Source organism: Candidatus Dormiibacterota bacterium (assembly GCA_035532035.1).
In the GTDB taxonomy this organism is placed as follows: domain Bacteria; phylum Vulcanimicrobiota; class Vulcanimicrobiia; order Vulcanimicrobiales; family Vulcanimicrobiaceae; genus Tyrphobacter.
This window is the reverse complement of the sequence record DATKRS010000004.1, coordinates 247,361-272,341: the sequence shown is the minus strand read 5'-3', so window position 1 is coordinate 272,341 and position 24,981 is coordinate 247,361. Positions and strand designations below refer to the sequence as shown.

At 65.8% G+C, this 24,981-nt stretch carries 26 protein-coding genes; 12 read left to right on the top strand and 14 right to left on the bottom strand.

All coding sequences use genetic code 11. From position 1 onward, the window contains the following. Positions 1 to 10 precede the first annotated feature (10 nt). The 5 genes from rpsG to aroF all read right to left on the bottom strand — a co-directional run bounded on the left by rpsG (position 11) and on the right by aroF (position 3,952). Positions 11 to 481 (bottom strand): 30S ribosomal protein S7, encoded by a 471-nt coding sequence (gene rpsG / locus VMV82_01925; GenBank protein ID HUY40311.1) that lies wholly within the window; start codon positions 479 to 481, stop codon positions 11 to 13. Next, entirely contained in the window at positions 481 to 921 is a 441-nt protein-coding gene (gene rpsL / locus VMV82_01920) for a 30S ribosomal protein S12 (GenBank protein HUY40310.1), read from the bottom strand. Before rpsL ends, rpsG begins: the two co-directional genes overlap by 1 nt. Before the next feature lie 111 nt (positions 922 to 1,032). Next, positions 1,033 to 1,842, bottom strand: a complete 810-nt coding sequence (locus VMV82_01915; GenBank protein HUY40309.1) for a prephenate dehydrogenase/arogenate dehydrogenase family protein — start codon at positions 1,840 to 1,842, stop codon at positions 1,033 to 1,035. After that, the gene (aroH, locus tag VMV82_01910; GenBank protein HUY40308.1) at positions 1,839 to 2,198 is read right to left on the bottom strand and encodes a chorismate mutase; all 360 of its coding nucleotides are present in this window, start codon (positions 2,196 to 2,198) and stop codon (positions 1,839 to 1,841) included. Before aroH ends, VMV82_01915 begins: the two co-directional genes overlap by 4 nt. Next, positions 2,195 to 3,952: a 3-deoxy-7-phosphoheptulonate synthase gene (gene aroF, locus VMV82_01905; protein HUY40307.1), complete on the bottom strand. Its 1,758-nt coding sequence runs from the start codon at positions 3,950 to 3,952 to the stop codon at positions 2,195 to 2,197. Before aroF ends, aroH begins: the two co-directional genes overlap by 4 nt. Positions 3,953 to 4,047: 95 nt before the next feature. Between aroF and VMV82_01900 the strand changes: the two genes are divergently transcribed. From VMV82_01900 to VMV82_01890, 3 genes are read left to right on the top strand one after another with little or no spacing between them, the layout of a single operon-like run. Beyond that, positions 4,048 to 5,220, top strand: coding sequence for an acyltransferase (locus VMV82_01900; protein HUY40306.1), 1,173 nt, complete (start codon positions 4,048 to 4,050; stop codon positions 5,218 to 5,220). Next, the gene (locus VMV82_01895) at positions 5,196 to 5,639 is read left to right on the top strand and encodes a prepilin-type N-terminal cleavage/methylation domain-containing protein (protein HUY40305.1); all 444 of its coding nucleotides are present in this window, start codon (positions 5,196 to 5,198) and stop codon (positions 5,637 to 5,639) included. The genes VMV82_01900 and VMV82_01895 overlap by 25 nt, the downstream gene beginning before the upstream one ends. Positions 5,640 to 5,648: 9 nt before the next feature. Beyond that, positions 5,649 to 6,284, top strand: a complete 636-nt coding sequence (locus VMV82_01890) for a hypothetical protein (GenBank protein HUY40304.1) — start codon at positions 5,649 to 5,651, stop codon at positions 6,282 to 6,284. On the opposite strand, the gene VMV82_01885 is transcribed toward VMV82_01890, so the two are convergent. Both VMV82_01885 and VMV82_01880 read right to left on the bottom strand, forming a co-directional pair. Further along, the gene (locus VMV82_01885) at positions 6,265 to 6,555 is read right to left on the bottom strand and encodes a hypothetical protein (GenBank protein ID HUY40303.1); all 291 of its coding nucleotides are present in this window, start codon (positions 6,553 to 6,555) and stop codon (positions 6,265 to 6,267) included. The genes VMV82_01890 and VMV82_01885 overlap by 20 nt on opposite strands. Positions 6,556 to 6,617: 62 nt before the next feature. Next, the gene (locus tag VMV82_01880; GenBank protein ID HUY40302.1) at positions 6,618 to 6,989 is read right to left on the bottom strand and encodes a hypothetical protein; all 372 of its coding nucleotides are present in this window, start codon (positions 6,987 to 6,989) and stop codon (positions 6,618 to 6,620) included. Between the two features lie 104 nt (positions 6,990 to 7,093). Here VMV82_01880 and VMV82_01875 point away from each other — a divergent pair, with 104 nt between their 5' ends. After that, positions 7,094 to 7,279, top strand: a complete 186-nt coding sequence (locus VMV82_01875) for a DUF3311 domain-containing protein (GenBank protein HUY40301.1) — start codon at positions 7,094 to 7,096, stop codon at positions 7,277 to 7,279. After that, positions 7,279 to 8,796, top strand: a complete 1,518-nt coding sequence (locus tag VMV82_01870) for a sodium:solute symporter (GenBank protein HUY40300.1) — start codon at positions 7,279 to 7,281, stop codon at positions 8,794 to 8,796. Before VMV82_01875 ends, VMV82_01870 begins: the two co-directional genes overlap by 1 nt. 9 nt (positions 8,797 to 8,805) lie before the next feature. Here the strand turns inward: VMV82_01870 and VMV82_01865 are convergent, their stop codons facing one another. Continuing rightward, on the bottom strand, positions 8,806 to 9,228 hold the full coding sequence (locus tag VMV82_01865; protein ID HUY40299.1) for a hypothetical protein: 423 nt from the start codon (positions 9,226 to 9,228) through the stop codon (positions 8,806 to 8,808). A gap of 58 nt (positions 9,229 to 9,286) precedes the next feature. On the opposite strand from VMV82_01865, the gene VMV82_01860 reads away from it, so the two are divergent. From VMV82_01860 to VMV82_01840, 5 genes are all read left to right on the top strand, one after another. Then, entirely contained in the window at positions 9,287 to 10,300 is a 1,014-nt protein-coding gene (locus tag VMV82_01860) for a hypothetical protein (GenBank protein ID HUY40298.1), read from the top strand. 35 nt (positions 10,301 to 10,335) lie between these two features. Beyond that, entirely contained in the window at positions 10,336 to 11,832 is a 1,497-nt protein-coding gene (locus VMV82_01855; protein HUY40297.1) for a glycosyltransferase family 39 protein, read from the top strand. 55 nt (positions 11,833 to 11,887) lie between these two features. Then, the gene (locus VMV82_01850; GenBank protein HUY40296.1) at positions 11,888 to 13,945 is read left to right on the top strand and encodes a prepilin-type N-terminal cleavage/methylation domain-containing protein; all 2,058 of its coding nucleotides are present in this window, start codon (positions 11,888 to 11,890) and stop codon (positions 13,943 to 13,945) included. 95 nt (positions 13,946 to 14,040) lie between these two features. Further along, positions 14,041 to 14,226, top strand: a complete 186-nt coding sequence (locus VMV82_01845; protein ID HUY40295.1) for a DUF3311 domain-containing protein — start codon at positions 14,041 to 14,043, stop codon at positions 14,224 to 14,226. Continuing rightward, positions 14,223 to 15,677, top strand: a complete 1,455-nt coding sequence (locus VMV82_01840; protein ID HUY40294.1) for a sodium:solute symporter family protein — start codon at positions 14,223 to 14,225, stop codon at positions 15,675 to 15,677. Before VMV82_01845 ends, VMV82_01840 begins: the two co-directional genes overlap by 4 nt. Here VMV82_01840 and VMV82_01835 read toward each other — a convergent pair. Continuing rightward, positions 15,622 to 15,909 carry a zinc-ribbon domain containing protein gene (locus VMV82_01835; protein HUY40293.1) on the bottom strand — a complete coding sequence of 96 codons (288 nt, stop codon included), beginning with the start codon at positions 15,907 to 15,909 and terminating at the stop codon, positions 15,622 to 15,624. The two genes, VMV82_01840 and VMV82_01835, sit on opposite strands and share 56 nt — an antisense overlap. Positions 15,910 to 15,936: 27 nt before the next feature. Then, positions 15,937 to 16,359, bottom strand: coding sequence for an Mpo1-like protein (locus tag VMV82_01830; GenBank protein ID HUY40292.1), 423 nt, complete (start codon positions 16,357 to 16,359; stop codon positions 15,937 to 15,939). Between the two features lie 100 nt (positions 16,360 to 16,459). Between VMV82_01830 and VMV82_01825 the strand changes: the two genes are divergently transcribed. Both VMV82_01825 and VMV82_01820 read left to right on the top strand, forming a co-directional pair. Next, a complete protein-coding gene (locus tag VMV82_01825) occupies positions 16,460 to 17,635 on the top strand; it encodes an amidohydrolase (protein ID HUY40291.1) in 1,176 nt (391 codons plus the stop codon). Continuing rightward, positions 17,632 to 18,150, top strand: coding sequence for a DNA-3-methyladenine glycosylase I (locus tag VMV82_01820; GenBank protein HUY40290.1), 519 nt, complete (start codon positions 17,632 to 17,634; stop codon positions 18,148 to 18,150). The genes VMV82_01825 and VMV82_01820 overlap by 4 nt, the downstream gene beginning before the upstream one ends. A 47-nt stretch (positions 18,151 to 18,197) precedes the next feature. Here the strand turns inward: VMV82_01820 and VMV82_01815 are convergent, their stop codons facing one another. The 4 genes from VMV82_01815 to VMV82_01800 form a co-directional block, all read right to left on the bottom strand. Next, positions 18,198 to 21,581 (bottom strand): TonB-dependent receptor, encoded by a 3,384-nt coding sequence (locus tag VMV82_01815; protein ID HUY40289.1) that lies wholly within the window; start codon positions 21,579 to 21,581, stop codon positions 18,198 to 18,200. 53 nt (positions 21,582 to 21,634) lie between these two features. Then, on the bottom strand, positions 21,635 to 23,071 hold the full coding sequence (locus VMV82_01810) for a HAMP domain-containing sensor histidine kinase (GenBank protein ID HUY40288.1): 1,437 nt from the start codon (positions 23,069 to 23,071) through the stop codon (positions 21,635 to 21,637). Then, entirely contained in the window at positions 23,071 to 23,748 is a 678-nt protein-coding gene (locus VMV82_01805; GenBank protein ID HUY40287.1) for a response regulator transcription factor, read from the bottom strand. The genes VMV82_01810 and VMV82_01805 overlap by 1 nt, the downstream gene beginning before the upstream one ends. Before the next feature lie 78 nt (positions 23,749 to 23,826). After that, positions 23,827 to 24,813: an HD-GYP domain-containing protein gene (locus VMV82_01800; GenBank protein HUY40286.1), complete on the bottom strand. Its 987-nt coding sequence runs from the start codon at positions 24,811 to 24,813 to the stop codon at positions 23,827 to 23,829. Between the last annotated feature and the right edge of the window lie 168 nt (positions 24,814 to 24,981).

Genomic DNA, 24,981 nt, shown 5'->3' with positions numbered 1-24,981 from the left:
GAGTTCGCGACTACCAGCGGTAGTGCGCGAAGGCTTTGTTGGCTTCGGCCATCTTGTGCGTGTCGTCACGCTTCTTGATGGTCGCGCCCATGTTGTTGGCAGCGTCGAGCAGCTCGCTTGCGAGCTTCTCTTCCATCGAACGGCCGTTGCGGGCACGCGCGTAGCCGATCAACCAGCGCATCGCCATCGCGGGCCGGCGGTCCGGCCGCACTTCCATAGGCACTTGATAGGTGGCGCCGCCGACGCGGCGCGGACGGACCTCGACCAGCGGCATCGCGTTGGAGAGCGCCTGCTGGAAGACCTCGTACGGGTCGCGGCCGGTTTTCTCGGCGACGATCGCGAGCGCACCATAGGTAATGCGCTCTGCGGTCGACTTCTTGCCGCACAGCATTACCTTATTGATAAAACGCGCCAGAATCCGCGAATTATATCGCGGATCGGGGAGAATCTGACGCTTGGGAGCGGGACCCTTACGCGGCACTATTTCTTCTTCTCGCGCTTAGCGCCGTATTTCGAACGGCCTTGCTTGCGGTTGGCGGTACCGGCGGTGTCGAGCGTACCGCGGATGATATGATAGCGCACCCCCGGTAGATCCTTGACGCGGCCTCCACGAACGAGCACGACCGAGTGCTCCTGCAGGTTGTGACCGATGCCCGGAATGTACGCCGTGACCTCTTCCCCGTTGGTGAGCCGGACGCGCGCGACCTTACGAAGCGCCGAGTTCGGCTTTTTCGGCGTCACCGTCTTCACTTGCGTACACACGCCGCGACGCTGCGGGTTGCCCCTCACCTCGAAAGTGCGCGTCGGCAAATCCGGATGACCCGGCTTCGGCCCGGTGAGGACCATCCGAAACGCACGAGTCTTGACCTTTCGCTCGGTCTTCTCACGACCGACTCGGACTAATTGATTAATCGTCGGCAAAATAGCTCACACAGGAGTAGGGCCGCACCTGCGCGGGCCCTAGAACCTCGGCAGTATATCAAGGGCTATTGCGCCCGTCAACGTCGCCGAAGGAGGCTAGGGCGACTCGACCTACTCACGCGGGCGGGCCCGCGTCCGAGCGCGTACGCCCTCGTCCGCTCGTTTCTCATCGGAAACCAGCCGCTCGCAAGCCGACGCCAGTGCTCGGGTGAGCGCGGATGCTTCGGCCTGGACGGGCAGGGCATTTGCTCGCATGATCTCGTCCCAGAGAGATGCCGGCGACTGGCTCAAGCGCAGCACCTCGCGCGCCGCCGGCCCGCAATAGCGCTCGTACTGGTCGTCGACCTCGCGCATGCGCTTGGCCAGCAGCCACGCCAGGAGCTGCGGGAGATGCGACGTTGCCGCTACGATGCGGTCGTGCCGCTCGGCATCGCAGGCAAACGGCTGCGCCCCCATCCTTCTGATGAAGTCCGACGCGCGCTCGTCGAGGTCGCGGTTACCGCTGGGCACGTACGCCCAGCTTCGCTCTTCGAAGAGGTCGCCGGTAGCGGCAGCGGGACCGCTGCCCTGATTCCCCGCGAGCGGATGCGTCCCCACGAAAGAGCCCACGCCGCGCGCAGCCTGGGCGACGGGCCCCTTTACCGACGCAACGTCGAGCAGCAAATCCCAGGAAGTTTTCCGCCCGCGCAGCGCGGTCAGCTCCGCGCACGTTGCTTCCAGCGGCGCCGCGATTACGATCGTGCTGCAGCGCGCGTAGAGATCGTCGCGGCTCGCGCATTCATCAAGCGCGCCGAGCTCGCGGGCCTCGTTCGCGATCTGCTCCTGGGCATCGCAGCCGAGCACGTAGACGCCGTCGCGGCGCGCGCGCATTCCGATCGACGCCCCGATCAAACCGGTTCCCAGAATGCCGAGGCGGCTCACCGCGCGAGATCTGGGCGAAGCCCGACTGCGCCTTCCAGATACACGTGTTCCACGTCGGTCTGCGCGCGAGCGGTGTTCACGTGCATCAACACGCGGATCACGCGCGGCATCGCACCGGGAACGTCGATTTCACTGAAATGAAGCATCGGCACCTGCACCCAGCCGAGCTCGCGCGCACCCAACGCGGGAAACGCGGCGCGCAGATCGGGCGTGAGGCTGAACAAGATCGACGCAATCGCGTCGATCCTCACGCCGTTACGCTCGGCCATCTCGCGCAACAAGCGTTTCGTCGCGGCGAGGATCGCGCTGCGATCGTCCGCGTCTACGGTAATCGCCCCGCGGATCCCGCGGATCACGCGAACGTGATGTCCGGAATCGGAATCCGCTCCAGATCCGAAACGATCGCGCTGAAATCATCGAAGGTCAGAGCCTGTTCCTTGTCGCTCTTTGCTTCCGCCGGGTTCGGATGGACCTCGACGAGCAATCCGTGCGCGCCGACGGCTTTCGCCGCACGGCATAGCGGCCGAATCCAGCGGCGAACGCCCACGCCATGACTCGGATCGACGAGCACCGGCAGGTGCGAGCGCTCGCGCAAGACGGGCACCGCGGAAAGGTCGAGCGTATTACGCGTCGTCGGCTCGAACGTGCGAATGCCGCGCTCGCAGAGCATCACGTTGGGATTGCCTTCCGCGAGAATGTACTCCGCCGCAGCGAGCAGCTCGTCGAGCGTTGCCGAGAGCCCGCGCTTCAGGAGCACCGGGCGACCCGCCCGGCCGACCGCCTTGAGCAGATCGAAGTTTTGCATGTTACGAGCACCGATTTGCAGCACGTCGACGTGCTCGGCCATCCGCGCCACCTGATCGGTCGTCATCACCTCGCTCACGGTCGGGAGCCCGCTCGCGCGGCCTGCCTCCGCAAGCAGCGTTACGCCTTCCCAGCCCAAGCCCTGAAAGGCGTACGGGCTCGTCCGCGGCTTGAACGCGCCGCCGCGCAGCATGACGGCGCCGCGCGCCTGAACTTCGCGCGCCGTTTGGAGGATCTGCTCGCGCGACTCGATCGAGCACGGCCCCGCGATGATGACGAACTCGCCGTCGCCGATGCGCACGTTGCCGACGCGCAGCACGGTCCCATCGGGCTTGGTCGGTCGCGCGACGCGCGGGAACGGCGACTCTACCAGAGGTGTGATGGGCTCGACCGAGCGACGCTCGGGAACGCGCTCGAGAGAAGGCCGCACGGCCGCGTCGCTCGCGCCCACGGGCTCGCCGAGGTGCGCGTCGTAGCTGCCCAGGACGGAGAGCGTCTTGCACGCGCTGCGCAGTGCGACGAGCGCGCGTCCCACGTTCTCGTCGCGCACGTCGCCGTCGAAATCGACGTAGAAGATGCGTTCGGCGCCGTGACCGAGATACGGCTTAGACTCCAGTTTGTCGCCGTTGATTCCGGCGTCGGCAAGAATTCCTAGAGCGCGCGCGAGCGATCCCGTGCGTTCTTCGACCGCGAAACTGATCGACGTCTTGCGCCGAGCAGCGCGTGCGCCACCGATCTCTTCGTCCGACCCGTGGCGCGGCCGAACGATAAGAAACCGCGAGTACGTCGCCGGGTGATCGGCGCAGTGCGCCGCGAGCTCCACTAAATCGTAGATCGCAGCCGCCGATGCCGGCGCGAGCGCCGCGACTTCCGGACTGCCGCCGCGCGCGACCTCACGCGCCGCAACGCCGGTGTCCTCGCACGGTATGACGCGCGCTTGCTGCAAACCGCTCAAGAACTTCCCGCATTCGGCGATCACGAGCGGGTGCGCGAGCACTTCGCGCACGTCGCGCAGCGTCGCGCCGCGCACGCCGAGCAGCCGATGATCCGTGCGCCACAGGACCTCCGCCACCGGCGCCACGTCGAACGCGCCGAGTAAATCATAGGCTTCGCGCACCGTTCCACCGATGGCGTTCTCGATGGGAATCACGCCCAGGTCGGCGCGCAAGCTCGAGAGCGCGGTCACGAGCTCGCGATAGCTGGGCACGCCGAGGGTATTTGCAGAGATGCCGCGCTCCCGCATGAAATGCTCGAGAACGAGCTGCGAGTACGCTCCGTCGACTCCCTGATAGACCGCGATGCCCACGATTACTCGTTAATACGGAAGCGGCAGGTCATGCCCTCTTTGAAATAGCGCGGCACAACGCGGACTTCGCCGCGCGGGTCCCCAATAGTGCACGGGTGGCTGCGAGCGGTACCCGATACGAAGAGACGCGCCTCACCGTGCTGGATGGGCTGCGCGGTGTCGCCGTGCTCCTCGTCCTTTGGTACCACGTTTGGGAGATATCATGGCTGCCGGCGCCCTATCCTTGGCTTGAGTTCGTTCCCGAAACGGGCTTCATCGGCGTCCATCTCTTCTTCTTCCTGAGCGGCTTCGTCATCACGTATCCTTTTATTCGCGCACGCCTGCGTAGTGCGAACGCGCCGTCGTGGCGGCATTTCGCGTGGCGGCGCTTCATCAAGATCGTGCCTTCATACGTTCTTTCGATCGCGCTCGCGTACGCGATCGGCTACGCGCAGCGTCAGGATTCGACCCCCGCGTGGCAAGCGATTGCAACCCATCTCCTCTTCGTGCATACGTGGTTTCCCGCCACGTACGGGTCGATCAACGGCGTTCTATGGACGCTCGCCATCGAGGTCGAGTTCTACGTCCTCTTCCCGCTCGCGTGGTGGTGCTTCACGCGGGCTCCGTGGGTTACCGCAGCCGGTATGATCGTCGTTTCGATGCTCTGGCGCGCGGGATTCGCCGCGTGTTGCTACAGCACGCTGTTCGCGCCGTACAGCGAGAATCTCCCGGGCTATCTCGGCATCTTTGCCTGCGGGATGCTCGCCGCGTGGATCTTCTGCCGTTACGGTGGGCGCGTCGTGCAATCGCACCGCTACCTCGCGCCGCTGCTCCTGTTCGCGGGCACCGTCGCGCTCGTCGTGCTTTTGCACGGACTCTACGCGTACCGCCACGAGGACCAATGGGCGTCGGTTTGGCAAATATGGAGGCGCGAGTTGTTCGGCGTTGCGTTCGCCGCCATCGCGCTCGGGGCGCTGTGGAGCCCGCGAGGCTGGTACGCGCTGCTCGCGAACCGGCCGCTGGTCTTCCTCGGCGCGATCTCCTACAATCTCTACCTTTACCATCAGATGCTGGCCCGCGAGCTGCTCTGGAAGCGCGTACCGGGGTACGCCGGGAGTCCCCACGCCGACCCGCACTGGCAGGTGCTCTACACGCTGGTCGCGTTCGCGGCGTCGATCGCGCTCGCAGCCCTCATCACGTATCTCTTCGAGCGGCCGTTGCTGCGCCTGCCCGATCCACCGCGTTCCGGGGCACTTTCCGGAGCGTGGCGCAACGCGGTCAAACGCTGATCGAAACGATCGTCGCGGTCGCGATCCTCACGATCGTCGCCGGCGCGGTCCTCGCCGGCACGATCGCGTCCGCCGCGCACTTCGGTCCGGATCCCGCGCGCGCGGCGCTCGACGACGCGCTGGCGCGCGAGATGAGCATCGCACGCAACCTCGTAAAGTATCAGGGCGCGACGATAACGCCGGCATCCATTCAAACGACGGCTCCCCTCGCCGATGCATCGCCGCTTCCGGCAAACCTCGAGCTACAGGTGACGCAGCTGCCCGGAGGCGGCATGGCGCTGACGATTTCGGCGACCGCAACGTGGCGCGGCGCAACGGAGCATCGCTCGCTTTCGAGCACGCTTCCTCCGCCGGCACCGCTTCCCGGATCCTCCGTCACGCTGCCGGGATTCGCACCGGCTCCAACCGGCGCTCCGTAAGGAACCGGCGTGCTCTTACGCGTCCTCTTTCTCTGCGGCGCCGTCGTTGTGCTCGGTGAGACGCTGCTGCAAGCCGCCGCGTCCCTCGCGGTCTCCGCACTTCAGCATCGCGGGGCCACCGCCGCTGCGCACGCGTTCGCCGACGCGGAGCAACTCGCGCAAGCAACCATAGCCGCGGCGATGGCCGCCGGGGCGACCCCGCCTGCATCGCTGCCGCCGACGCAAACCTGCGTGACGAGCGATGCCGCAGGATGCACGATGAGCGCACGGACGCGCGTGACGCTCGCGACGCCCGTTCCGACGCCGTGTCCGAGCGCGGGCTGCAACACGTACCTACAGGAGAACGACGCGGTCGACGAGGGACGCATCGTCGCGTCGATTGCAACGACGATCGCGCTCCGTTCGGGCGCGCCGATTGCCGCACGCGACGGCTCGGTCCTCTTTCGAACGCTGCGCGCACCCCCGTACGCCGTAGCGTCGGGCGCGCTCGACGGGACGCTTGACGATTCGGAGAGCGGCGCCGGTGACACCGCCGGCCTCATTCAGGTCGTCTACCAGGATGCCGTCAGCGGCGCTACGATGCCCGCGAACGTCTGGAGCGGCATGTCGCCTGCGGCTCCGAGCGCTAGCGGATGGTCCCCGTGAACATACGCTCTGTAAGCGAAGCGATGCCGGGGAGCCGTGCCTTCTTGCCGCGGAACGCGGCCACCGTCGAGTACGCCCACAGCGCGACGAAAGCAAGATCGAGCGCGCGGTAGATCCACACATCTCCCGGACGAAGCCCGGCTGCGGAGCTCGCGAGCGTGATGACGATCCACGCGGCGAGCCACACGCACCAGAGAACGATCGCTTGCCCTGCAGACCAGCGTACGAGCGCATCCGTCGCGCCGGCCGCCAATATCGCGACGGCTCCCACAAGCGAGAAGAGCGCCGCTAGCCCCGCGGCAACGTTCGGGCGAAGCCCGAACGGCGCCGGCTTCAGAGCATCGACTTGAAGATGCTCTCGGTGAGACCCGCGACCACCGGAATGCGCACTTCCTTGCCTTGGAACGCCGTGATGAAGGTCCATAGCCACACGATCAGTGCGAGCACGCCCCAAACCATGGAGAGCGGCACGGCGAGCAGCCACATATGGAGCATCGGAAAGATAAACCAGAATACCGCGACGTCGATGACCCACCACGAGACCCAGAGCGTGATCGATTGCGCAGCCGCCCAGCGCACGAACTTGTTCGTTCCGCCTCCGACGAGCATGATGATGCCGCCCAGCCAGGTGAGCAGATACGCAAGGCCCGCGGCGACGTTCGGCTCGAGCCCGAACGGCGTATCCTTTTGAGGTTGACTGACCATTGTATGCAGTTCCCTCTCCGTAGTAGCAAGTGCGCAAGAGCGCGCGAACTTTGGCAGACTCCTTTCGGGAAGGCGCTTGCTACTCCTCGGCGAAGCGCGGCCCGATGGCTCGCGCGAGGTATTTGCTCCTCCTGCTGCCCTTCATCGCGTATCTCGACCCCGCGCTTTACGACCGGGTCGAGCCGCGGCTTTTCGGCTTCCCGTTCTTCTATTGGTATCAACTCCTTGGGGTCGCCGCGACCTCGGTCATCCTGGGCGTCGTGCTCTTCCTTGGGCGGCTGGAGCGATGATGCTCTCGGTCCGCGACGAGGTCTTCGTCGGGCTCGTCGTCCTCGTGACGCTGATGGGCTTCGTCGCCGCGCGCTGGCGCGCAGCCGACCTGCATCGGCTCGACGAGTGGGCGCTCGGCGGCCGGCGCTTCGGGACGCTCGTCTCTTGGTTTCTCATCGGGGGAGACATCTACACGGCGTACACGTTCATCGCCGTGCCGGCGCTGGTCTACGGCGTCGGCGCTCTCGGCTTCTATGCGGTTCCCTATGCGGCGATCGCCTATCCGTTCGGTTTTATTTTTCTCGCTCGCTTTTGGTCGATCGCGAAGGCGCGTGGATACGTTACCGCCGCCGACTTCGTGCGCGACCGCTTCGGCAGCCGGCCGCTCGAGGTTGCCGTCGCCCTGACCGGGGTCCTCGCTACGCTGCCGTACATCGCGCTTCAAGTCGTCGGCATGAAAGCGGTGCTCACGCATCTCGGGGGAGCCTTCGCGATCGGTAACGGCGAGCTGGCCTTGAGCATCGCCTTTCTGCTGCTCGCCGCGTACACGTTCACGAGCGGCCTGCGCGCGCCCGCGATGATCGCGTTCGTCAAGGACACGCTGATCTACGCCACCGTCGTTGCCGCGATCGTCATCATCCCGGCCAAGCTGGGCGGCTGGGCACACGTCTTCAGCCTCTCCGCCGAAACGCTGGCGGCGCGCCCTAAACCCGGGGCGTTGCTTTTGTCCGGAAACCTCCAGGTAGCGTACGCCACGATGGCCTTGGGCTCGTGTCTCGCGCTCTTCGTGTACCCCCACTCGATCACGTCGGTGCTCGCGGCGAAGAGCAAGGCGGTGGTGCAGCGCAACATGGCGCTTCTGCCGATCTACTCGCTGATGCTCGGCTTTCTCGCGTTGCTCGGATACTGTGCCATCGCCGCCGGGATCACGACGACGGATACGAGCAGCGTGGTGCCGACGTTGCTGGATAGGTATTTTCCCGGCTGGCTTTCCGGCGCGGCGCTCGCAGCCATCGTCATCGGTGCGCTCGTTCCGGCGGCGATCATGGCGATCGGGTCGGCGAACCTCTTTGCGAGCAACATCTTCGGTGAGTTCAAGCCCGGACGTCTGCACGCGGACGCTCATCTTTCCAGACTCTTGACCCTCGCGCTCTGTGCGTTCGCGCTCGGTTTCGTGATCTTCGTTCCGACGGCGTACGCGATCAACTTTCAGCTGCTAGGCGGCATCTGGATGGTGCAGATCGTGCCCGCGTTCGTCCTCGGGCTCTACACGCGCAAGCTCCACCCGCTCGGCCTTTTGCTCGGCTGGCTCGTCGCTATGACCGCATCGACCACGATGGCGGCGAGCTCGGCCCTCGCCGGTAAGGGCATCTCGGTGAACGTCACGTTACCGCTCTTCGGTCACGGCGTCACCGTCTTCATCGCTCTGTACGGCTTGGCGATCAACCTCGTGCTGGCCGTCGGCGTATCGCTGCTGCTCCGGCTCTTCGGCGCGAACCCCGGAAGCGACGGCACGACGCCCGCGGCGTACGCCTAAGACGCCTAGCTAGCGTATCTCGAACGGAGCATCTTCTTCCACGAGTTCCCCTTCCGCATTACGGGCGATGATCCGCAGGCGGTACTTCCGCAGAAAAATCGGCGGCGTGTCGTAGACCTCGAGGGAGAACGCGAAGCGGCCGGCGCCGACCTTCGGAACGTCGATCGCGAAGAGATTCGTCCGCACCTCCATGCTCGCGACGTTCGTCGTCGTGACGAAAGCGGCACGCCACGTCGTTCCGCGCGGCACCGATAAGGCAGAAAAATACATCGCCACGATCTGCGGCTGAGCGATCGGCGTAGCGACGCGCGGCGACGGCCACGCGCGAGGCATGTGCCCGACGCTCGCATTCGCCGGAAGCGGCGTCGGCGTCGAGGCACATGCCGCGACCGTCGCAGCGGCCGCGAGAATGAACAACGCCGTCCTACTCACGCGTTTTACCTCACGGCTTCGGGCGGATATTCCTGCAGAAGGGCGTAACGAATCGGTAATGCGGTCGCTTGCCTTCGACTACGCCGTGAGCATCTGCTGCGTGTGGGTCGTCGCCGGTTTCTTCCTCGATGCGTGGGCGCACGGCCACGTCCCGATCGAGACGTTTTTCACGCCGTATCACGCCGTCTTCTACTCCGGCATGTTGGTGCTGTTCTGCATCATCGCCGGGTACGCAGTCCGCAACCGTGCCCGCGGCCTGTCGTGGGCGCAGAGCGTCCCGGCTCCTTACCGGCTCGCGATCCTCGGCTTCCCGATCTTCGTGCTTGCCGGCATCGGCGATCTTCTGTGGCACATGCTGCTCGGGATCGAAGTCGGCGTCGACGCGCTGCTTAGCCCGACGCATCAAGCGCTCGGGCTGGGAATGTTCTTTCTCGCGAGCGGGCCGATCCGCTCCACGCTCGCTAACCGCGCGACGAGCACGACCCTTTGGCGACAACTTCCGTTCGTCTTCGGACTCGTCGCTTGGTACGGGCTCGTCCACTTCGGTACGGCATACGCGTTCATTCCCGGAGCCGCGCGCGCGGATGCTCCGCCGTCGATCACCTTCTCGCCGAACTACATGACGGCGCTCGCCCTCGCGTACTACAAAGTCGCGATCGGCGTGCTCGTGCTCATCTTCCAAGCCGCCCTGACCGCGGGATTTGCGCTCTGGGCCACGTCGTCGCTGCGTCTGCGACCCGGCGTCTTTACCATTCTCTACCCGTGCGCGAACGCAATGGCTGCCGCTCCTTTCACGAACTCGACTCCTCTGCTCGCCGTAACGCTGGTCGCGTCGCTCGTCACCGGGGTAGCGGCTGATGTCATGGTCGCTCGGCTCGATCCCCAGCCGTCGCGCCCCTGCGCGTATCGGTGGTTTGCAGCGCTCGTGCCGATGATCTACGCTGCGACGTTTCTGATCGGCACCGACGTCACGTCGGGACTCTGGTGGGATTGGAACGTCGCGCTCGGTGCGTGGTGCTGGACGGGCGTTGCAGGATTCGGCCTCAGCTTCATCGGCCTCGCGCGGAGGTAAGCACCATTCCGCGCGCCGCACTTCTCCTCGCGGTCGTGGCCGTAGCAGTACACGCAGCGACGGCCGGCCGTTATGGGTACTTCCGTGACGAGCTGTACTTCATCGCGTGCGCGCATCATCTCGCGTGGGGATACGTCGATCAGCCGCCGCTCGTTGCCGTCGCCGCGTGGCTCGCCGCACCATTCGGATATGCGCTCGTCGCGCTGCGCGCTCTTCCATTGCTGGCAAGCGCGCTCACGGTCACGTGCGCGGTCGCGCTCGCGCGCGAGCTCGGCGGCGGCTCCTTCGCGCGCTGGACCGCGGGCATCTTCACGCTGTTGCTTCCCGCATATCTCTTGCTCGGCAACACGTTGACGACGACCTCGTTCGAGCCGCTCACGTGGGCGCTCGCCGTCTACTGCACCGTGCGGCTCGTGCGCAGCAACGGCGCGTGGCGTTGGTGGATCGCTCTAAGCTTCGTCTTCGCCTTCGGCCTCTACGGGAAGTACTCGATCGCGCTTCTCGCTTTCGCGCTCATCGCCGGGCTGCTCGCGACGCCCGAGCGGCGCGTGCTGCGCTCGCTGGGCTTTCCGGTTGCCGTTGCGATCTGCGCCGCGCTCGTCGCCCCCAACCTCGCCTGGCAAGCCTCGCACGGTTGGCCGATCGTCGAAGTGCTCCGCGGCGACGCCGAGCATCGGCCGCCGTTTCAGAGCGGCGTCGCGCTGGAGCACCGGGCGTTGCTCCAGAACGCGCTCTCGTTCGTCGTCGAGCAGATCCTCTATGCGGGGCCGTTGTCGGCACCGCTCTGGATCGCTGGTATCGTAGCGCCGTTTCGTATCGAGCGGCTTCGCGACGTACGCTTCGTGGCCGTTGCGGCCCTCTTGGCTTTCGCCTCCGCGCTCGCGCTCGGCGCAAAGGGCTACTACGTCGTCGGCATCTACGCATCGTTGCTCGCCGTCGGCTGCGTTTGGCTCGAATCGCTCGCCCCGCGCGCGCGCTCGATCTATGCGGCTGCCGCGATCGTGGCAGCTCTCGTTGCCATGCCGCTTGCCCTTCCGGTGCTGAGCGTGCGAGGCCTCATCGCGTACAGCCGTGCGTTCCACATTCCCGGGAACAACGGCACCACGCCGCATCTCGTCCAGCCGCTCTTCGCCGAAGAGTTCGGTTGGGACCGTCTCGCGCGAGACGTCGCCCGGGTCTACCGCGCTCTTCCGCCTCACGTGCGCGTGCAGACCGCGCTCTACGCCGACACGTACGCCGACGCCGGCGCGCTCGACTTCTTCGGGCCGCGATACGGCCTGCCGCCGGCGATCTCGTCGCAGAACGCGTACTATCTTTGGGGAACGCACGGAGAGACCGGACGAACGTTGATCGCCGTCGGCGCCACGCGCATCGATCGCCTTAAACGGTACTACCGGCGCGTGCGTCTCGTGTCGACGTCGTTCGACCCGTACCGCTGGATCGTCGAGGGACCGGCGCCGATTTACCTCTGCGTAGATCCAGTCGCGCCGCTCTCGGTCATCTGGCCGCACCTGCGCTGGTACGGCGCGTAGAGATTGGGCCGAGCTCGGTGTCCCGCGAGTGCGCGCCACGGGCACTCGTCATCACATGGGCGCGCGGCAACGAGGCTTCACGCTGATCGAGGTTCTCGTCACGGTTGGGATCCTCACATTGCTGCTCGCCGCCGGCGCTTGGAGCTTCTCGCTCCATCCAAACGCCCTCGTCGCCGCAACCGACGACGTCGATGCCGCTCTCGCCTCGGCGCGCGCGATCGCGGCGTCGAGCGGCAACGGCGCAACGCTCGTCTTCGCGCCACGCGGCAATGGTCGCGGGAGTCGCCTCGCAGGGTTCGCGCTACGCATCTACAGCGGACGTCCCAATGCGCCGGGCGCCGTTAACCCGACGTCGGCGATGCCCGTGATTGCCGACGCGAACGTCCGCGAGCGCACGCTCGGGACGCCGCCGTTCTCGCTCTTCGTGGACAGCGCCGGAGATGCGAGCGCAGAGGCGTCGTATCCGGCGCTCGATGCAAACGGCAACGCGCGTTTTGCGGTGATCGCACAAGAACCGGCCTGTCCCCCGGGCGGGTTCTTGTTGACGTTCACCAATCCGCGATCGGGAGTGAGTTCGACGCGCTCGCTTGCATGCCGCGTCGCGCTTAGCGTTCCCGGCGGTCCAAACCCTTCCCCGACGCCGAACGTACCGCTCGTCACGCCGCCCGCGCTCCTCTTTCACTGGCCTCAAGGCGAGCGAGAGCAGTTCGTCGCGACCGAGTGGGGATATGTGCATTGGTTTGCCGCTCCCGGCTTCACGTGCGGAAACGGCGTCGCTGCGTTCCCCGACGTCCTTCCCTCACCATACTCGCCCGCCTACTCACCTGCCGAAGCGGCGCGCTCGCCCTCGCCGCCGCCGGCTGTACCGTACTCATATCCCAACGCAAACGGCGCAAGCACGAACGACGCGCCCGCTACATTTCCTTTGCAGCCGCAGAGCGCCGGGCTTTGCAGCGCGTCCGTGCGCGACGCGTACGGCCAGAGCGCTTCGACATCGGTCGCCGTCATGGGCTGGCTCACCGCCGCATACGGCTCAGCTCAGGCGACGCACGCGAACGGCGCGATCGCGATCCCCGCAAGCGCCCTTCCGCGCGCAGGAAGCAGCGTAACAATCTCACTCACCAAGACGTTCGATGCGGCATCCCTCGCGCCGCGCATCGCGTTTACCGGCAGCAGTGCTGCCGCTTGCACGAGCGACCTCGCGGTCGTGACGGTGCCCGGAACCGCACCGGCAACGCCGTCGCCGACGCCCGCCACCGCCGCAATCGCGCTCACGGTAACGCTCGTGCCTCCCTCGGCACTCGACTGCACCGGCATCATCTACAACCACTATGCCGACCCACGCGCGCCGTCCGATTCCGTGTCGGAAAGCTCTGAGGGCGTCGCATTTACGGCCTCGCTCGCGCCCGCCACCGGGCCGCTCTCGACGCTAGGCAAGATCGTATTTTGGATGAGCCCCGGCAACGGCGGCGCTTGTTCGTACGCGCAACTCTATCTGCGCAACGGAAGCCTCGATACGAACGCGCCGAACCATACCGACGCCTCCAACGCCACCGACGCCAACGGCTGCGTGACCGACCACATGGTCCGCTTATGGGCGACCGAATCGAACTACACCGGAGCGTTTTCACTTTCGCCTGGGACCTGTTCCGGCAAGGTCTCGTTCGATCCATTGAACTGGCCGTTCAACGGCGACGCAACTGCAACGCCGGCGGGCGCCACTCCCGGCTGCGCGTTTGCCGTAGCCTCAGCGGATCAGACCATACGCAACGCAGGCGCGCAAACGGTCGACGCCGTCGTCGATTCGTGTCAAGGATCGTCGATGACCGTCGCGATTGGAACGGGCTGCACCGTGACGATTCCCAATGCTGGAACCACCGGGAGCCTCGACTGCACCGGCGGCGGCTCAGGCGGCAGTGAAACCGACACGAGCGTCACGTGGAATCCGCCGCTGCCGGCGCTCGGAACGTTCGACGGAACGGTTTGGACGCGCACCGAGCCGGGCACGCAAACCGTGTCGTGGGTCAGCGTAACGATCGCGTGCTTCTTCAGCGGGGATCACGGCGTTCCGCGCGTCGTGAACACCTCGCACGGAGGCGCGACGTTCAACTGACTGCGCGCCACTGACGCCTCGCGGCTTCGCGACCGGCCCTCCAAGGATATCGCCGCGACCGGCGCGCACGTAGGGCCCCCTAAGGAGCCTGGTCCATGAAAGTGCTGCGCGCGACGCTCGTACTCGTTCCGATCCTCGCGCTGACGATCGCCGTGCCGTTCGTCAACCATCTCGATCCGACGGTCTTCGGGCTTCCGTTCGTTCTGTTCTGGGTCGTAGCGTGGGTCTTCGCGACGCCCGCCTGCCTCTGGCTCGTCGGCCGCGTGGAGGGACGCTGGTGAGTGCTGCCGGCCTCGCGCTCGGGATCGTCGCGCTCGTCATCGTGGCGACGATTCTCTTTGCGCTCTGGAGCTCGTGGCACGTTCACACGAGTCCTGTAGAGTTCATCGTCGGCGGCCGCTCCTTCGGCACCGTCTTCCTCTGGCTCTTGCTCGCCGGCGAAGTCTACACGAGTTTCACCTTTCTGGGCGCGGCAGGCTTGGCATACGGCCGTGGCGCGCCCGCATACTACATCCTCGCGTACGGAACGTGCGGCTACGTCATCGGGTACTTCTTGCTGCCCGCGATCTGGCGGGTCGGCAAGGAGCGCGGGCTGCTGACGGGCCCCGATTTCTTCATCGATCGCTACGGAAGCCGGACGCTCGGCGTGGGCATCGCGCTCGTGCAACTCGTCTTCATGATCCCATACGTAACTCTCCAGCTGAGCGGCTTGCAGACACTGCTCGCGCTCGCCGGGTACGGCACCTTCGACGCGACGGCTGCCGTCGGCGTCGCCTTCCTGCTGATCGCGCTCTTCGTCTTCTCTGCTGGGTTGCGCGGCACCGCGTGGGCCAGCGTCATCAAGGACGCATTGGTGCTCGCTGCGGTCGTCTTTGCCGGCATCGCCCTTCCCCTGCACTTCTTTGGTTCGATACCCGGGATGTTCGCGCACCTGCGCGCGGCACACGCGGCGATGCTGACGCTCGCTCCGGCGGGAGCGCCGAACGGCACGGTCTGGTACGTCTCAACGGTGCTGCTGACCGGCATCGGCTTCTTCATGGGGCCGCAATCCTTCGCCGCGACGTACAGTGCGCGCAGCGAGAGCGTTCTGCGCCGGAACGCCGTCTTTCTGCCGCTCTATCAAGTCGTGCTCTTGCTCGTGTTCTTCGCCGGCTTTAGCGCGCTGCTCATCGTTCCGGGCCTGAAGGGAGCGAAGGTCGACGAATCGTTCCTCCTCGTCGTCCAACGCTTCTACCCGCCGTGGGTCATGGGGCTCGTCGCGGCAGCCGGAGCGCTCGCCGCACTCGTGCCCGCCTCGGCGCTCCTGCTCGGAACGGCGAGCGTCGCAGCGAAGAACGTTCTGGGCGACGGGCTCGGGCTCGCACGCAGCGACAGCGCCCGCGTGCTCGCGACGCGCGCCTTCGTTCTCGTCATTGCCGTACTCGCGCTCGCCCTATGGCTCTTCGAAAAACAGACGCTGGTCGGGCTGCTGTTGATCGTATACAACGGCATTACGCAGGCCGCACCGGGCGTGGTCAGCGCGTTCGTCTGGCGCCGCGCGACGGCATGGGGCGTCGGCGCAGGCGTGGCAGGCGGAATTGCGACCGTGATCTGCTTGACCGCGACACCTGCTCCCTGGGGCGTGAACCCCGGGTTTCTCGGCTTGCTCGTGAACGTAGTGCTGCTGGTCGCGGTCTCTATCGTGACGAAAAGCAGTCTCGACAGTACACGGGCTTATCGCCGCGCGGATTGAACGGCAGCTCCGCTACCGCACCGCAGTTGCTGCACGTCGCCGTGAACGTCTCGCGCACCCGCGGCGCACCGCCTGCGCCGCTCGGTTGGCCGCTCTGCGTGCGCATCGCCTTACGCGCTTGCCGGCAATCCTGGCACCGGTTCGGTTTGTTCTGGAAACCCTTCTGTTCGTAAAAGCGCTGCTCCCCGGCACTAAATACGAACTGGCGGCCGCAATCCACACAGTTGAGCATCTCGTCTACGTACACGGACAATGACTCCTAAAAGCAACGGGCCAAAGCATCGACTCCCTCTTCGAATATATAGAGCGGGCCGATCAAGAGATAGATCAGATTCTCGAGGAACTTCGGTTTCGTTCCCTCGAACCGATGCCCGACGAGCTGGAAGATCCAGCCGAGAACGAATGCGCCCGCATCGAACTCCCACGCGAGCCTCGTGCCGATGACGTAGAGTGCGGCGAAGATCAGCAACGATACCAGCGTGCCGCGTAAATCGATCGTGACGTAGTACGCGAGCGTGAGAACTGCGAGAACCATGGCAAGGGTCACGGGGCCGAGGCGCACCTGCGCGGTGAGCCCCAAGAGACCGAGGATGATGAGCGGGATTCCGAACGCGTGACAGATGCGATTACGCGGGTCGTTGTGATACGACGCGTATTCGCCGAAGAGCCGAGCCTTGGTCATGTGACGTTTCGTTCCTGAAGTATCCCGCGGCTTCTGCGACCCCAGCGACAAAAGTCCCTGCCGCGTGGGCCTCCGAAGCCTCGCCGCCGAAGTTACCGGCGTGTCCACGCTCGCGGTCCCTTCAGAGCTGGTCGACGATGTCGTCGCAGTGCGACGCCATCTCCACATGCAGCCGGAGCTCGGGTTCGAGGAGCAGCGCACTGCCGCGTTCGTCGCGCAACGGCTCCGATCGCTCGGCTTCGAAGTGCACGAACGAATCGCGATGACGGGTGTCGTCGGCGTCATCCGCGGAGCGCTGCCGGGTCGCACGATCATGCTGCGCGCGGATATGGATGCGCTGCCGATCCTCGAGGAAACCGAACACGCCTACCGCTCGCGCATCGACGGTACGATGCATGCTTGCGGCCATGACGGTCACGTCGCGATCCTGCTCGGAGTAGCGACGCTCGTCGCAAGCGCGCGCCACGAGCTCGCAGGAACGCTTTGCCTCGTCTTCCAGCCCGCAGAGGAAGGCAAGGGCGGCGCGAAGGCGATGGTCGACGAAGGCCTCATCGAGCGCTTCGGGATCGAGCGTGCGTACGGGCTGCATCTGTCGTCCAAATATCCCACCGGGACGCTGGCCTTCCGCGCCGGCCCGATGTACGCATCCAGCGACTCCATAGAGATCGACGTGCTGGGCGTCGGCGGACACGGTGCGGCGCCACATGAAACCGTCGATCCCATCGTGGTCGCCGCGAACTTCGTCACGTCCGTGCAGCAGATCGCTTCACGCGCAATCGATCCGCTCGAGCCCGCCGTCATTACCATTGCGTCCATTCACGCCGGAACGATCCACAACGTCATTCCGCGTACGTGTCGCATGTTGGGGACCGTCCGCGCATTCTCCGCCGACGTTCGCAATGCCATGCCGGAGCGCATCGAGCGCGTGCTCCGCTCGTGCTGCGACGCGGCGGGCGCGAAATACGCCTTCGATTACCTCTGGCGCTACCCGGTAACGGCAAACGATCCGGATCAGACCGCCTATGCGCGCGCCCTCGCGGCACGCCTGGTCGGCGACGAACGCGCCATCGAGGCCGATCGCCTCATGGGTGCCGAAGACTTCTCGTTCTTCGCGCAGCGCGTTCCCGCGTGTTTCTACACGCTCGGCGCGCGCGGCGGCCCGGCGACCTCGCACCCGCACCATTCCAGCCTCTTCGACATCGACGAATCCGCACTGCCGGCCGGCGTTGCGATGATGACCGCGCTGGCTCTCGACGCGGCTCGCAACGCACCGTGACGGCGACGATTCCGCAGGTCGTCATGCCAAGCTCGCTCGACGACTACCTCGAGATCATGACGCGCGCCGTTTTTCAAGCGGGCGTGAGCTGGAAGCAGATCGCGGCGCATTGGGACGCGTACCGCAGCGCATTCGACGGATTCGACGTCGCGCGCGTCGCGGCGTTCGCAGATGCTGATACCGCACGCGTTCTCGAGACCGACGGCGTCCTGCGTTCGCCACGCAAGGTTCAAGCCACGATTCGTAACGCGCGCACGTTGCTCGAGCTCGATCGCGAGCACGGAACCTTCCGCGACTACCTACGCGGTTTCGCCGACTACGCAGCCACGGCGAAGGCCCTCAAGAGACGCTTCGCCTTCATGGGCGAGATGAATGCATGGTACTTTCTCTTTCGCGTCGGGGAGCCGGTGCCGCGATTCGAGGCGTGGGTGACGACGATTCCCGGCAGTCATCCGCGCATGCTCGAGATGGTCGAGCTCGCGCGAAAACAGGGCCGCTCTTCCGAACGGCCCTAATTCCCTCGTCGCGAAGGAGCAGTGGAAACGGACTGCGGAGGACGAGATTACGGCGGAGAGGGCGACGGCAACGGCGAGACGCTGGCAGAAGGCGCCGGCCGGCCGCCGTGAATCAACACGCCGCCGTTAGGCCGGAACTCCGGGCGAATCATATAGATTCCGAGTGCCGGCGCGTAGTTCAGCTCCGGAACGCTCCTGCCGTCCCAGCCGCGCTGCTGCAGCTCCTGTGCGGTGGCACCGGCAACGCGTCCGCAGCGCAGGAGCGCACCGAGCGTTGCCGGATCGCCGGGATTCAGCTCGTACCAGGTGCCGGCTCGCGCGGCGTGCGGCGTGATCGTGAAGCTCGGGGCCGCCACGCCTTTCGTGAAATGTGCGCGCAGCTCGCCGATCAGCTCCACCGCGGTGTTGCGCTCGGGGCCCGCGCACGATCCACCGGCACGCACCTCGAACGGGTTGGCAGGCGGCGCCGAAGGCAGGACGTAGACGCGGAAGTTCTCCTGGCCCGGCTGCGGCGGCTGTGGCGCGAAATACAACCCAACCGCCGGCATGAACTCGAGCTGCGGCACCATGAAGAGTTGCGTCTGCGGCCGGTAGAGATGGTGTGCCGTAACGTCGTCCGGCGTCGCGCGATGGACGCTCAGGCACCCGATGATCGGACGCATGCGTTCGAACGACCGTGGCGTGACGGTCAGCGCGTACGTGGCGCCCAGACCGTGGTATGCGACCGTCGCGTCGGGGAGACTCGGCACCGGCATCGTCGCCGGGTACCCTGCCGTGGTTTTCGCCGTTTCGATTCGGACCACGAATGCGGCGAGCGTCTCCCCGAGCTCGCGAGCATAGGCCGCGTCGCCGGCGGCGCAGAGCTGCGCGCCCGTGCGGAGCGCAAACGGCTGCACCGGCGGTGCCGCCGGCAAAGGCGAAAACAGATTGCGGAATCCTCCGCGCGCCGGACCGGGACCGCGGCGCCCGCCGAAAAAGCCCACTGGGCCACGGTGCGACTCGTTCTGCAGCGCCGTCTGCGTCGTCACTTGCTGCGCTCCGGCGCCGAACTTCACCGTGTACGTCACCGAATACATGCGCGGTTGTAACGGCCGCGCAAGGTTCGCGATCTGCATGCCGCCGAGCGTGACGTACGGGACTTCCCACTGCGAGCTGGTAAAGACGCCGCCGTACGCGTTCGTGACGTTGCTCGCGATCGCCGTCAACGTCCCGTGCTCGAGCTGTGCTCCCACGCCTGCATCCATCGTCAGGTAGGCCGGCAGATGACTCCAGTTGTTGCTGGCGGTGTACTGTGCGTCGAGCAAATACTCGAGCGGCGAGCCGGACGCCTTGTAGTCGAACGTGATTCCCGCGCGGTTCAGCGGAACGTTCGGGATCTGCCTGCCGGGGATGACGATCGAATACGGGTTCTCGATACGCGGATCGACCGAGAAGACCGTCGCCGAGGTGAGATTGTAGAACGGCTGCACGACCAAATCACCGAACGTCAGGTATGACGAAAGCTCCACGCCTTGATAGACGCGTTGCGTGCCGCCTATCGGCGTCATGAAGTACAGCTGCGTCGCCGAGAAAGGCGTTCCCGGCGGCCGATCGCAACCTGCAGGGGAGTCCCAGATCGGTTGCACGAGCGAGGGGTACGTCACGGGTACGACGCCCGTGGAGGTGAGCACCGAGCCGTTCACGTCGACCGGAAGCACGACGCCGTTCTCGACTTGGCGATAGAGCTGCAACGAAATGCTGCCACCCGGCAGCGCGCGCGTGTAGGCGGCGCGCAGCGAGCTGGACGAGCTCGCGCCGGGCTGGTCGCCGGGGGCGCTCCCGTACGCAACGTTGCCGTAGCAGTCGAACTGCAGCGAAGCCGGATCGGTCAGCGTGGTCTGCCGCGTCCCACCGGCGGCGACGCCTCCGAGAGCGTACGAGAGCGCGTACGTGTCGCGCGCGGTCGGCCTCCATGTCATCCCGGCGCTCGCCAGAAGCGTCGAAGGCGCGTGCGAGGCGTGGCTGATGCCGAGGGAATCGGTCAACGTCAGCTTGTCGTTGGAATGGATCGTATCCGTAGCCTGGAATGCGTCATAGGACGACTGCGCCGCGCCCAGGTAGTACGGAATCGCCTGCGTCACGAGCGGCGTGCTCGTCACTTGCGTCGTCGTGCCGTAGGCCGAGAGCGCGATGGTATGGCGCTCCCGGGACGGCAGCATCGCGTTGATGGAAAACCCTCGGCTCGCGGCGTTCGTCGCGAAGCCGTTGGGATCGGCGATGCCGCCGACGAACCGGTTGAGCTCGTCGCGCACGCTCTTGGCGTCCATGCCGTAGATCGATGCTTGGACGGTCGTTGCGCCTAGGAGTGCGTCGTCGGTCAGCGAGTACATGTCGAAGTTGCTCTGCATGCCGTTGTTAGGGCCGTATCCACACGGCAACGTACCGTCGATACGCAGACAGACGAGCCCACTCTCCCGCGTCGAGTTCATGAACGTGCCGACCAGCGTCTGCGTATCGCTGAAGGCGTAATGCAGCTTCACGAGCTCTCCGCCGATGGACGTGTTCCCCTCGTGGATGTAGTCGAGACCGCTCGCGTCGAGGTAGCGCTCTCCGTCTACCAAACTCGGTGTGAAGCGGTCCGTCGTCTGGAGCGCCACGCCCAGCTTGCCGTCGGAGCCCGTCTCTGCCAGCGAATAGTTGTAGCGCCCGTACGAGCCCGCCGAGAATGTGAGATAGGAGAGCCAGCTCAGCGTCGGCTCGAGCGTCGAGAAGTTGACACCGCCGCCGAGTCCGCCGAGCTGCGGTCCCATGCGCACCGACGCGCCCGTGAACAGATCGGTCGCGAACATGCCGAGATTACCGGCTGCGCCGGGAGCGTTGAGAGGGATTCCGTCGAGGGTGAGCTGCGTCTGGCTCGCGTCGTGGCCTTCGAGCGAGACGGTCTGCGTCGCGTCGCTGTCGTCACTCGACGTCGAGACCGAGACCCCCGAAAGCTTGTTGAGCGCGTCCGCGAGATCGCTCGAGAGCCGCCGCTGCGCCGAGTCTTGGTTGAGCGTATCGGCGGATACCAGGGTCGAAGAGTGCACGGTCACCCTGCCGATCACGCGTAGTCCCGACGTTGCCGCCAAGCTCACGCTCACCTCGACGGCGCGCCCTTCGATGATTTCGAACTGCGGCGACGTCGCGGCTTCGTAGCCGTTCTTGACGACGCGCGCACGGTAGATGCCATCCGGGACGTCGGTGAAGAGCACTTGCCCGTTCTCGCGCGTCACCTCGCTTGCGATCACGGGGCCCGTAAGCAGGACGCGCGCAAGCGCCACCGGCGCCTTCGACGAAGCGTCGACGACGACGATGCGGATTCGGCCGGAGTCGCTCTGCTGTGCGAGGCTTGGAAGCGGCGCCACGACGATCGCGAGCGCCGTCATCGCATGGAGAACGAGCCGGCGTACCATCGCTCGCGATTGTCTCGATATTCTCTGGATGCAGGCTGAGAGTTAGGGAAGCCCTAGGCCGGACTCTCCAGCGTAATGCTTACCGTGGTCCCGCGTCCCGGAGCGCTCTCGATGCCGATCGCTCCACCCGCGCGCTCGACGGCGCGTTTGGCGATCGAGAGGCCCAGGCCGCTTCCGGCGATCTCCCCACGCTGATCGCCCCGGTAGAAACGCTCGAAGGCGTGAAGCCGCTCGGGCTCGGACATACCCGGGCCCTCGTCGCGAACGGAGATCGTCGTGTGGCCGTTGCTGCGCAACGCGGAGAGATGAATGGGACTCTCCGGCGCGTACTTCAGCGCGTTTTCGAGGATGTTCCAGATTGCCTCTCCGAGTTCGGCGCGGTCTGCGACTATCTCGGTCGCACCATCGACGCTGTAATCGATCGTGCGCTGCTCGTCATATCTGCGCGCCGCGTCGCACTGCGAGCGCAATAGATCGACGACGTTGATGGGCTCGGCATTCGGCCCAGCCTCCGCATCGAGACGGGCCAAGCGCATGAGCCGATCGATCAAGCCGCGCATGTGCTCTTTCTCGAGCGCCATCGTCGACAGAATCTGCCGCGCGACCCGAACCTCTTCCACGGCACCGCGCCGCAGGACGTCGATGTACCCTCCGATCACCGTGAGCGGCGTGCGCAGCTCGTGCCCCGCATCGGCGACGAAGAGCCGCATCCGCTCTTCCGTCGCGCGGCGCTGCTCCATCGCCGAAGCGACAGAGGCCGCCGCATCGTTGTACGCGCCCGTCAGCGTCGCGATCTCGTCACCACCGGCCATGACGAACCGGCGTTGCGTGTAATCGCCGTCCGCGAGAGCCAGCAACGAATCCGTCACGTCGTTGAGCGGCCGCAGCGCCTGCGCGGCGACGAGCCGGCCGCCGAACCACGAGAGCACGGTCGCTCCGAGCGCGAGCCCGAGAACGACGAACCAGTACGGCATGAGCGACCCGAGCAAGAGCCAGAGCGACGTCTCAATCCCGACGAATCCGCCGGCAACCGCGGTGACGCTGCGCGTCGGAGGCCCGTGCCCGATGGGCAGCGGCGGTCCGGTCTGTCCCGGCGGCATGACGAAGACGCGCGGAAAGCGCGTCACCGGGTTCAACGCTTCCAATTGATGAATGCGCAGCGCGAGCATCCGGTCCAACCCGGGCGGATGGAGTGTGCGGTCGCCCGCGACATATGCGCCTTCCTGATCGAAGACCGCAACGCGCGTTCCGAGGTTGCTCAGCTCGTTGACGATCGCGGGCGCAGCTTGCCGCAGCGAGAGGCCTGCGTCCTCGTACCCTTGCGCGATGAATCGCGCCTGCTGTTGTTTGCCGATCATGAGCTCGAGCTCGAAGTGACTGAGCTCGGCGATGAGCGCAATCGCCGATGCGAGCACGACGAGCAGGATCGTCACGCCGAAGATCGTCGCGTACAGCAACGCGAGTCGCGACGCGACGGAGCGCTGGAACACTATTGCGAGAGGCCGTAGCCGACGCTGCGCACCGTGCGAATGAAGGAACCGGGTTCGCCCGCTCGATCGATCTTCGCTCTCAGGTACGAGATGTACGTCTCTACGATGTTCGGTCCACCTTCGAAGTCGTGCCCCCAGACGAGCTCGAGAAGGTGGTCTTTGCTGAACACGCGGCGCGGCTCGCGCATGAAGACGGAGAGAAGATCGAACTCTCGGTGCGTGAGCTCGATCGGATCCTTGCCCCGGCGAACCTCGCGCGTGTCGGTGTTGAGGGAGAGGTCGTGCCAGTGCAGCACTTGCTCCTCGATCAACTGCGGCCTGCGCAGCTTTGCCTGAATGCGCGCGATCAACTCTTCGAAGATGAACGGCTTGACGAGATAATCGTCGGCGCCGGCACCCAGGCTGCGCACTTTGTCTTCGAGAGCGCCCTTCGCTGTCAGCATCACGATCGGGACGTGGCTGATCTCGCGCAGCATGGGCAAGAGCGCCAAGCCGTCGATCTTCGGCATCATGATATCTAGGATGATGACCTCGGGGTCGAAGCGCCGCACGAGTTCGAGCGCCGCCTGCCCGTCTGCAGCCGTGGCAACCTCGAAGCCTTCGCGAGAGAGCCCAAGCTCGAGCATCTCCCGAATCATGCGGTCGTCGTCGACCACCGCGACACGCGCGTGCGTCACCCCATTCATCTACGCTGCATCCTGCTGCCGAACCCTGTGCCCGGCCTGAGTCGCGGCCAGAAAGGCCCTAGGAGGCTCCTAGACGGCGGCGTGCAGCATCCGCGGCTTGGCGACAGGCTCCTTGCGCTCGAAGAGGGCGAGGAAGGCGTCCACGATCTTCGGATCCCACTGGGTGCCGCGCCCCTCTTCGAGGATTTTCATCGCAGCTCGAGGTGAGATGGCGTTGCGATACGGACGCTCGGTCACCATCGCGTGGAAGGAATCGGCCACCGCGACGATCCGCGCCTCGAACGGGATCGCATTGCCGTTCAGCCGGTCGGGATAGCCCTTTCCGTCGAACCGCTCGTGGTGGGAACGAACGACGAACGCACAGCGGCGCAGCGAAGGAATCTGCTCGAGGATCCGCGCTCCGCCCGCGGAGTGCGCCTGTATCACGGTCCACTCGTCCGGACTCAGAGGTCCGGGCTTGTTCAGGATCGCGTCAGGCGTTGCGATCTTGCCGACGTCGGCCAAGAGACCGCACAGCTCGACGAACTCAACGCCGTCGGCATCCAATCCAAGTGCCGTCGCGAGACGGCGCGCCCACACCGCGGTAGCCTTCGAGTGACAACTCGTCGCCGCATCGCGCTCGGCAAGCATTGCCATCAGCACGTCCGCCGCTCGGTCCACCTCCGTCTGCGTCGTCGCCTCGGAGGGCGTCCCGAACACGGCGCGCTGCGCCTCGGCTGCAAGAAGGTCGAGAGAGGCCACGACCCGCGGGCGATCTATCGAGTACGATCCTGCAGCAACCGAGATCGCATGCGCTGCGGCGGAGAGCATATCGCTCACCCCCGCGCGCCCGACCCGGCGCGCCTCACGCTCCGCCCACGTCACCAACCCGATCGGCTTCGCGAGTGCGAGCGAGAGGCACATCCGATCCAAGAGCGTCTCCAGCGCCGCGTCGGTCGCGGTATCGCCGCTCAGCTCAGGGAGCGTTAGTTGCTCGATCGCGCTGCGTTTCAGCGTTCCGAGGTCCCGTCCCAGGACCTCGCCGAGCGTGGTAATTGTAATTTCTGGATCCGGCACCAGAGACGTCCCTTTCTCTCATGCCGCGAACTCTTCGAGGTGGCTTTAGCCCACGCCAGCCGGCGGTGAGATCTCCACGACGAGGCCGGGGAGCGCGGCGACTCCTCCGAGGATGTGCATTGCGAACCCGGCGAGGGCGAGCATGGCAGTTAACATGTTGTTGGTTCT

What these genes read in the sequence shown, in the direction of transcription:
- VMV82_01880 (HUY40302.1), bottom strand. Translation starts at nt 6,989, where the DNA reads ATGGTCAGTCAACCTCAAAAGGATACGCCGTTCGGGCTCGAGCCGAAC.
- VMV82_01875 (HUY40301.1), top strand. Translation starts at nt 7,094, where the DNA reads ATGGCTCGCGCGAGGTATTTGCTCCTCCTGCTGCCCTTCATCGCGTAT.
- VMV82_01870 (HUY40300.1), top strand. Translation starts at nt 7,279, where the DNA reads ATGCTCTCGGTCCGCGACGAGGTCTTCGTCGGGCTCGTCGTCCTCGTG.
- VMV82_01860 (HUY40298.1), top strand. Translation starts at nt 9,287, where the DNA reads ATGCGGTCGCTTGCCTTCGACTACGCCGTGAGCATCTGCTGCGTGTGG.
- VMV82_01850 (HUY40296.1), top strand. Translation starts at nt 11,888, where the DNA reads ATGGGCGCGCGGCAACGAGGCTTCACGCTGATCGAGGTTCTCGTCACG.
- VMV82_01845 (HUY40295.1), top strand. Translation starts at nt 14,041, where the DNA reads ATGAAAGTGCTGCGCGCGACGCTCGTACTCGTTCCGATCCTCGCGCTG.
- VMV82_01835 (HUY40293.1), bottom strand. Translation starts at nt 15,909, where the DNA reads ATGCTCAACTGTGTGGATTGCGGCCGCCAGTTCGTATTTAGTGCCGGG.
- VMV82_01830 (HUY40292.1), bottom strand. Translation starts at nt 16,359, where the DNA reads ATGACCAAGGCTCGGCTCTTCGGCGAATACGCGTCGTATCACAACGAC.
- VMV82_01815 (HUY40289.1), bottom strand. Translation starts at nt 21,581, where the DNA reads ATGGTACGCCGGCTCGTTCTCCATGCGATGACGGCGCTCGCGATCGTC.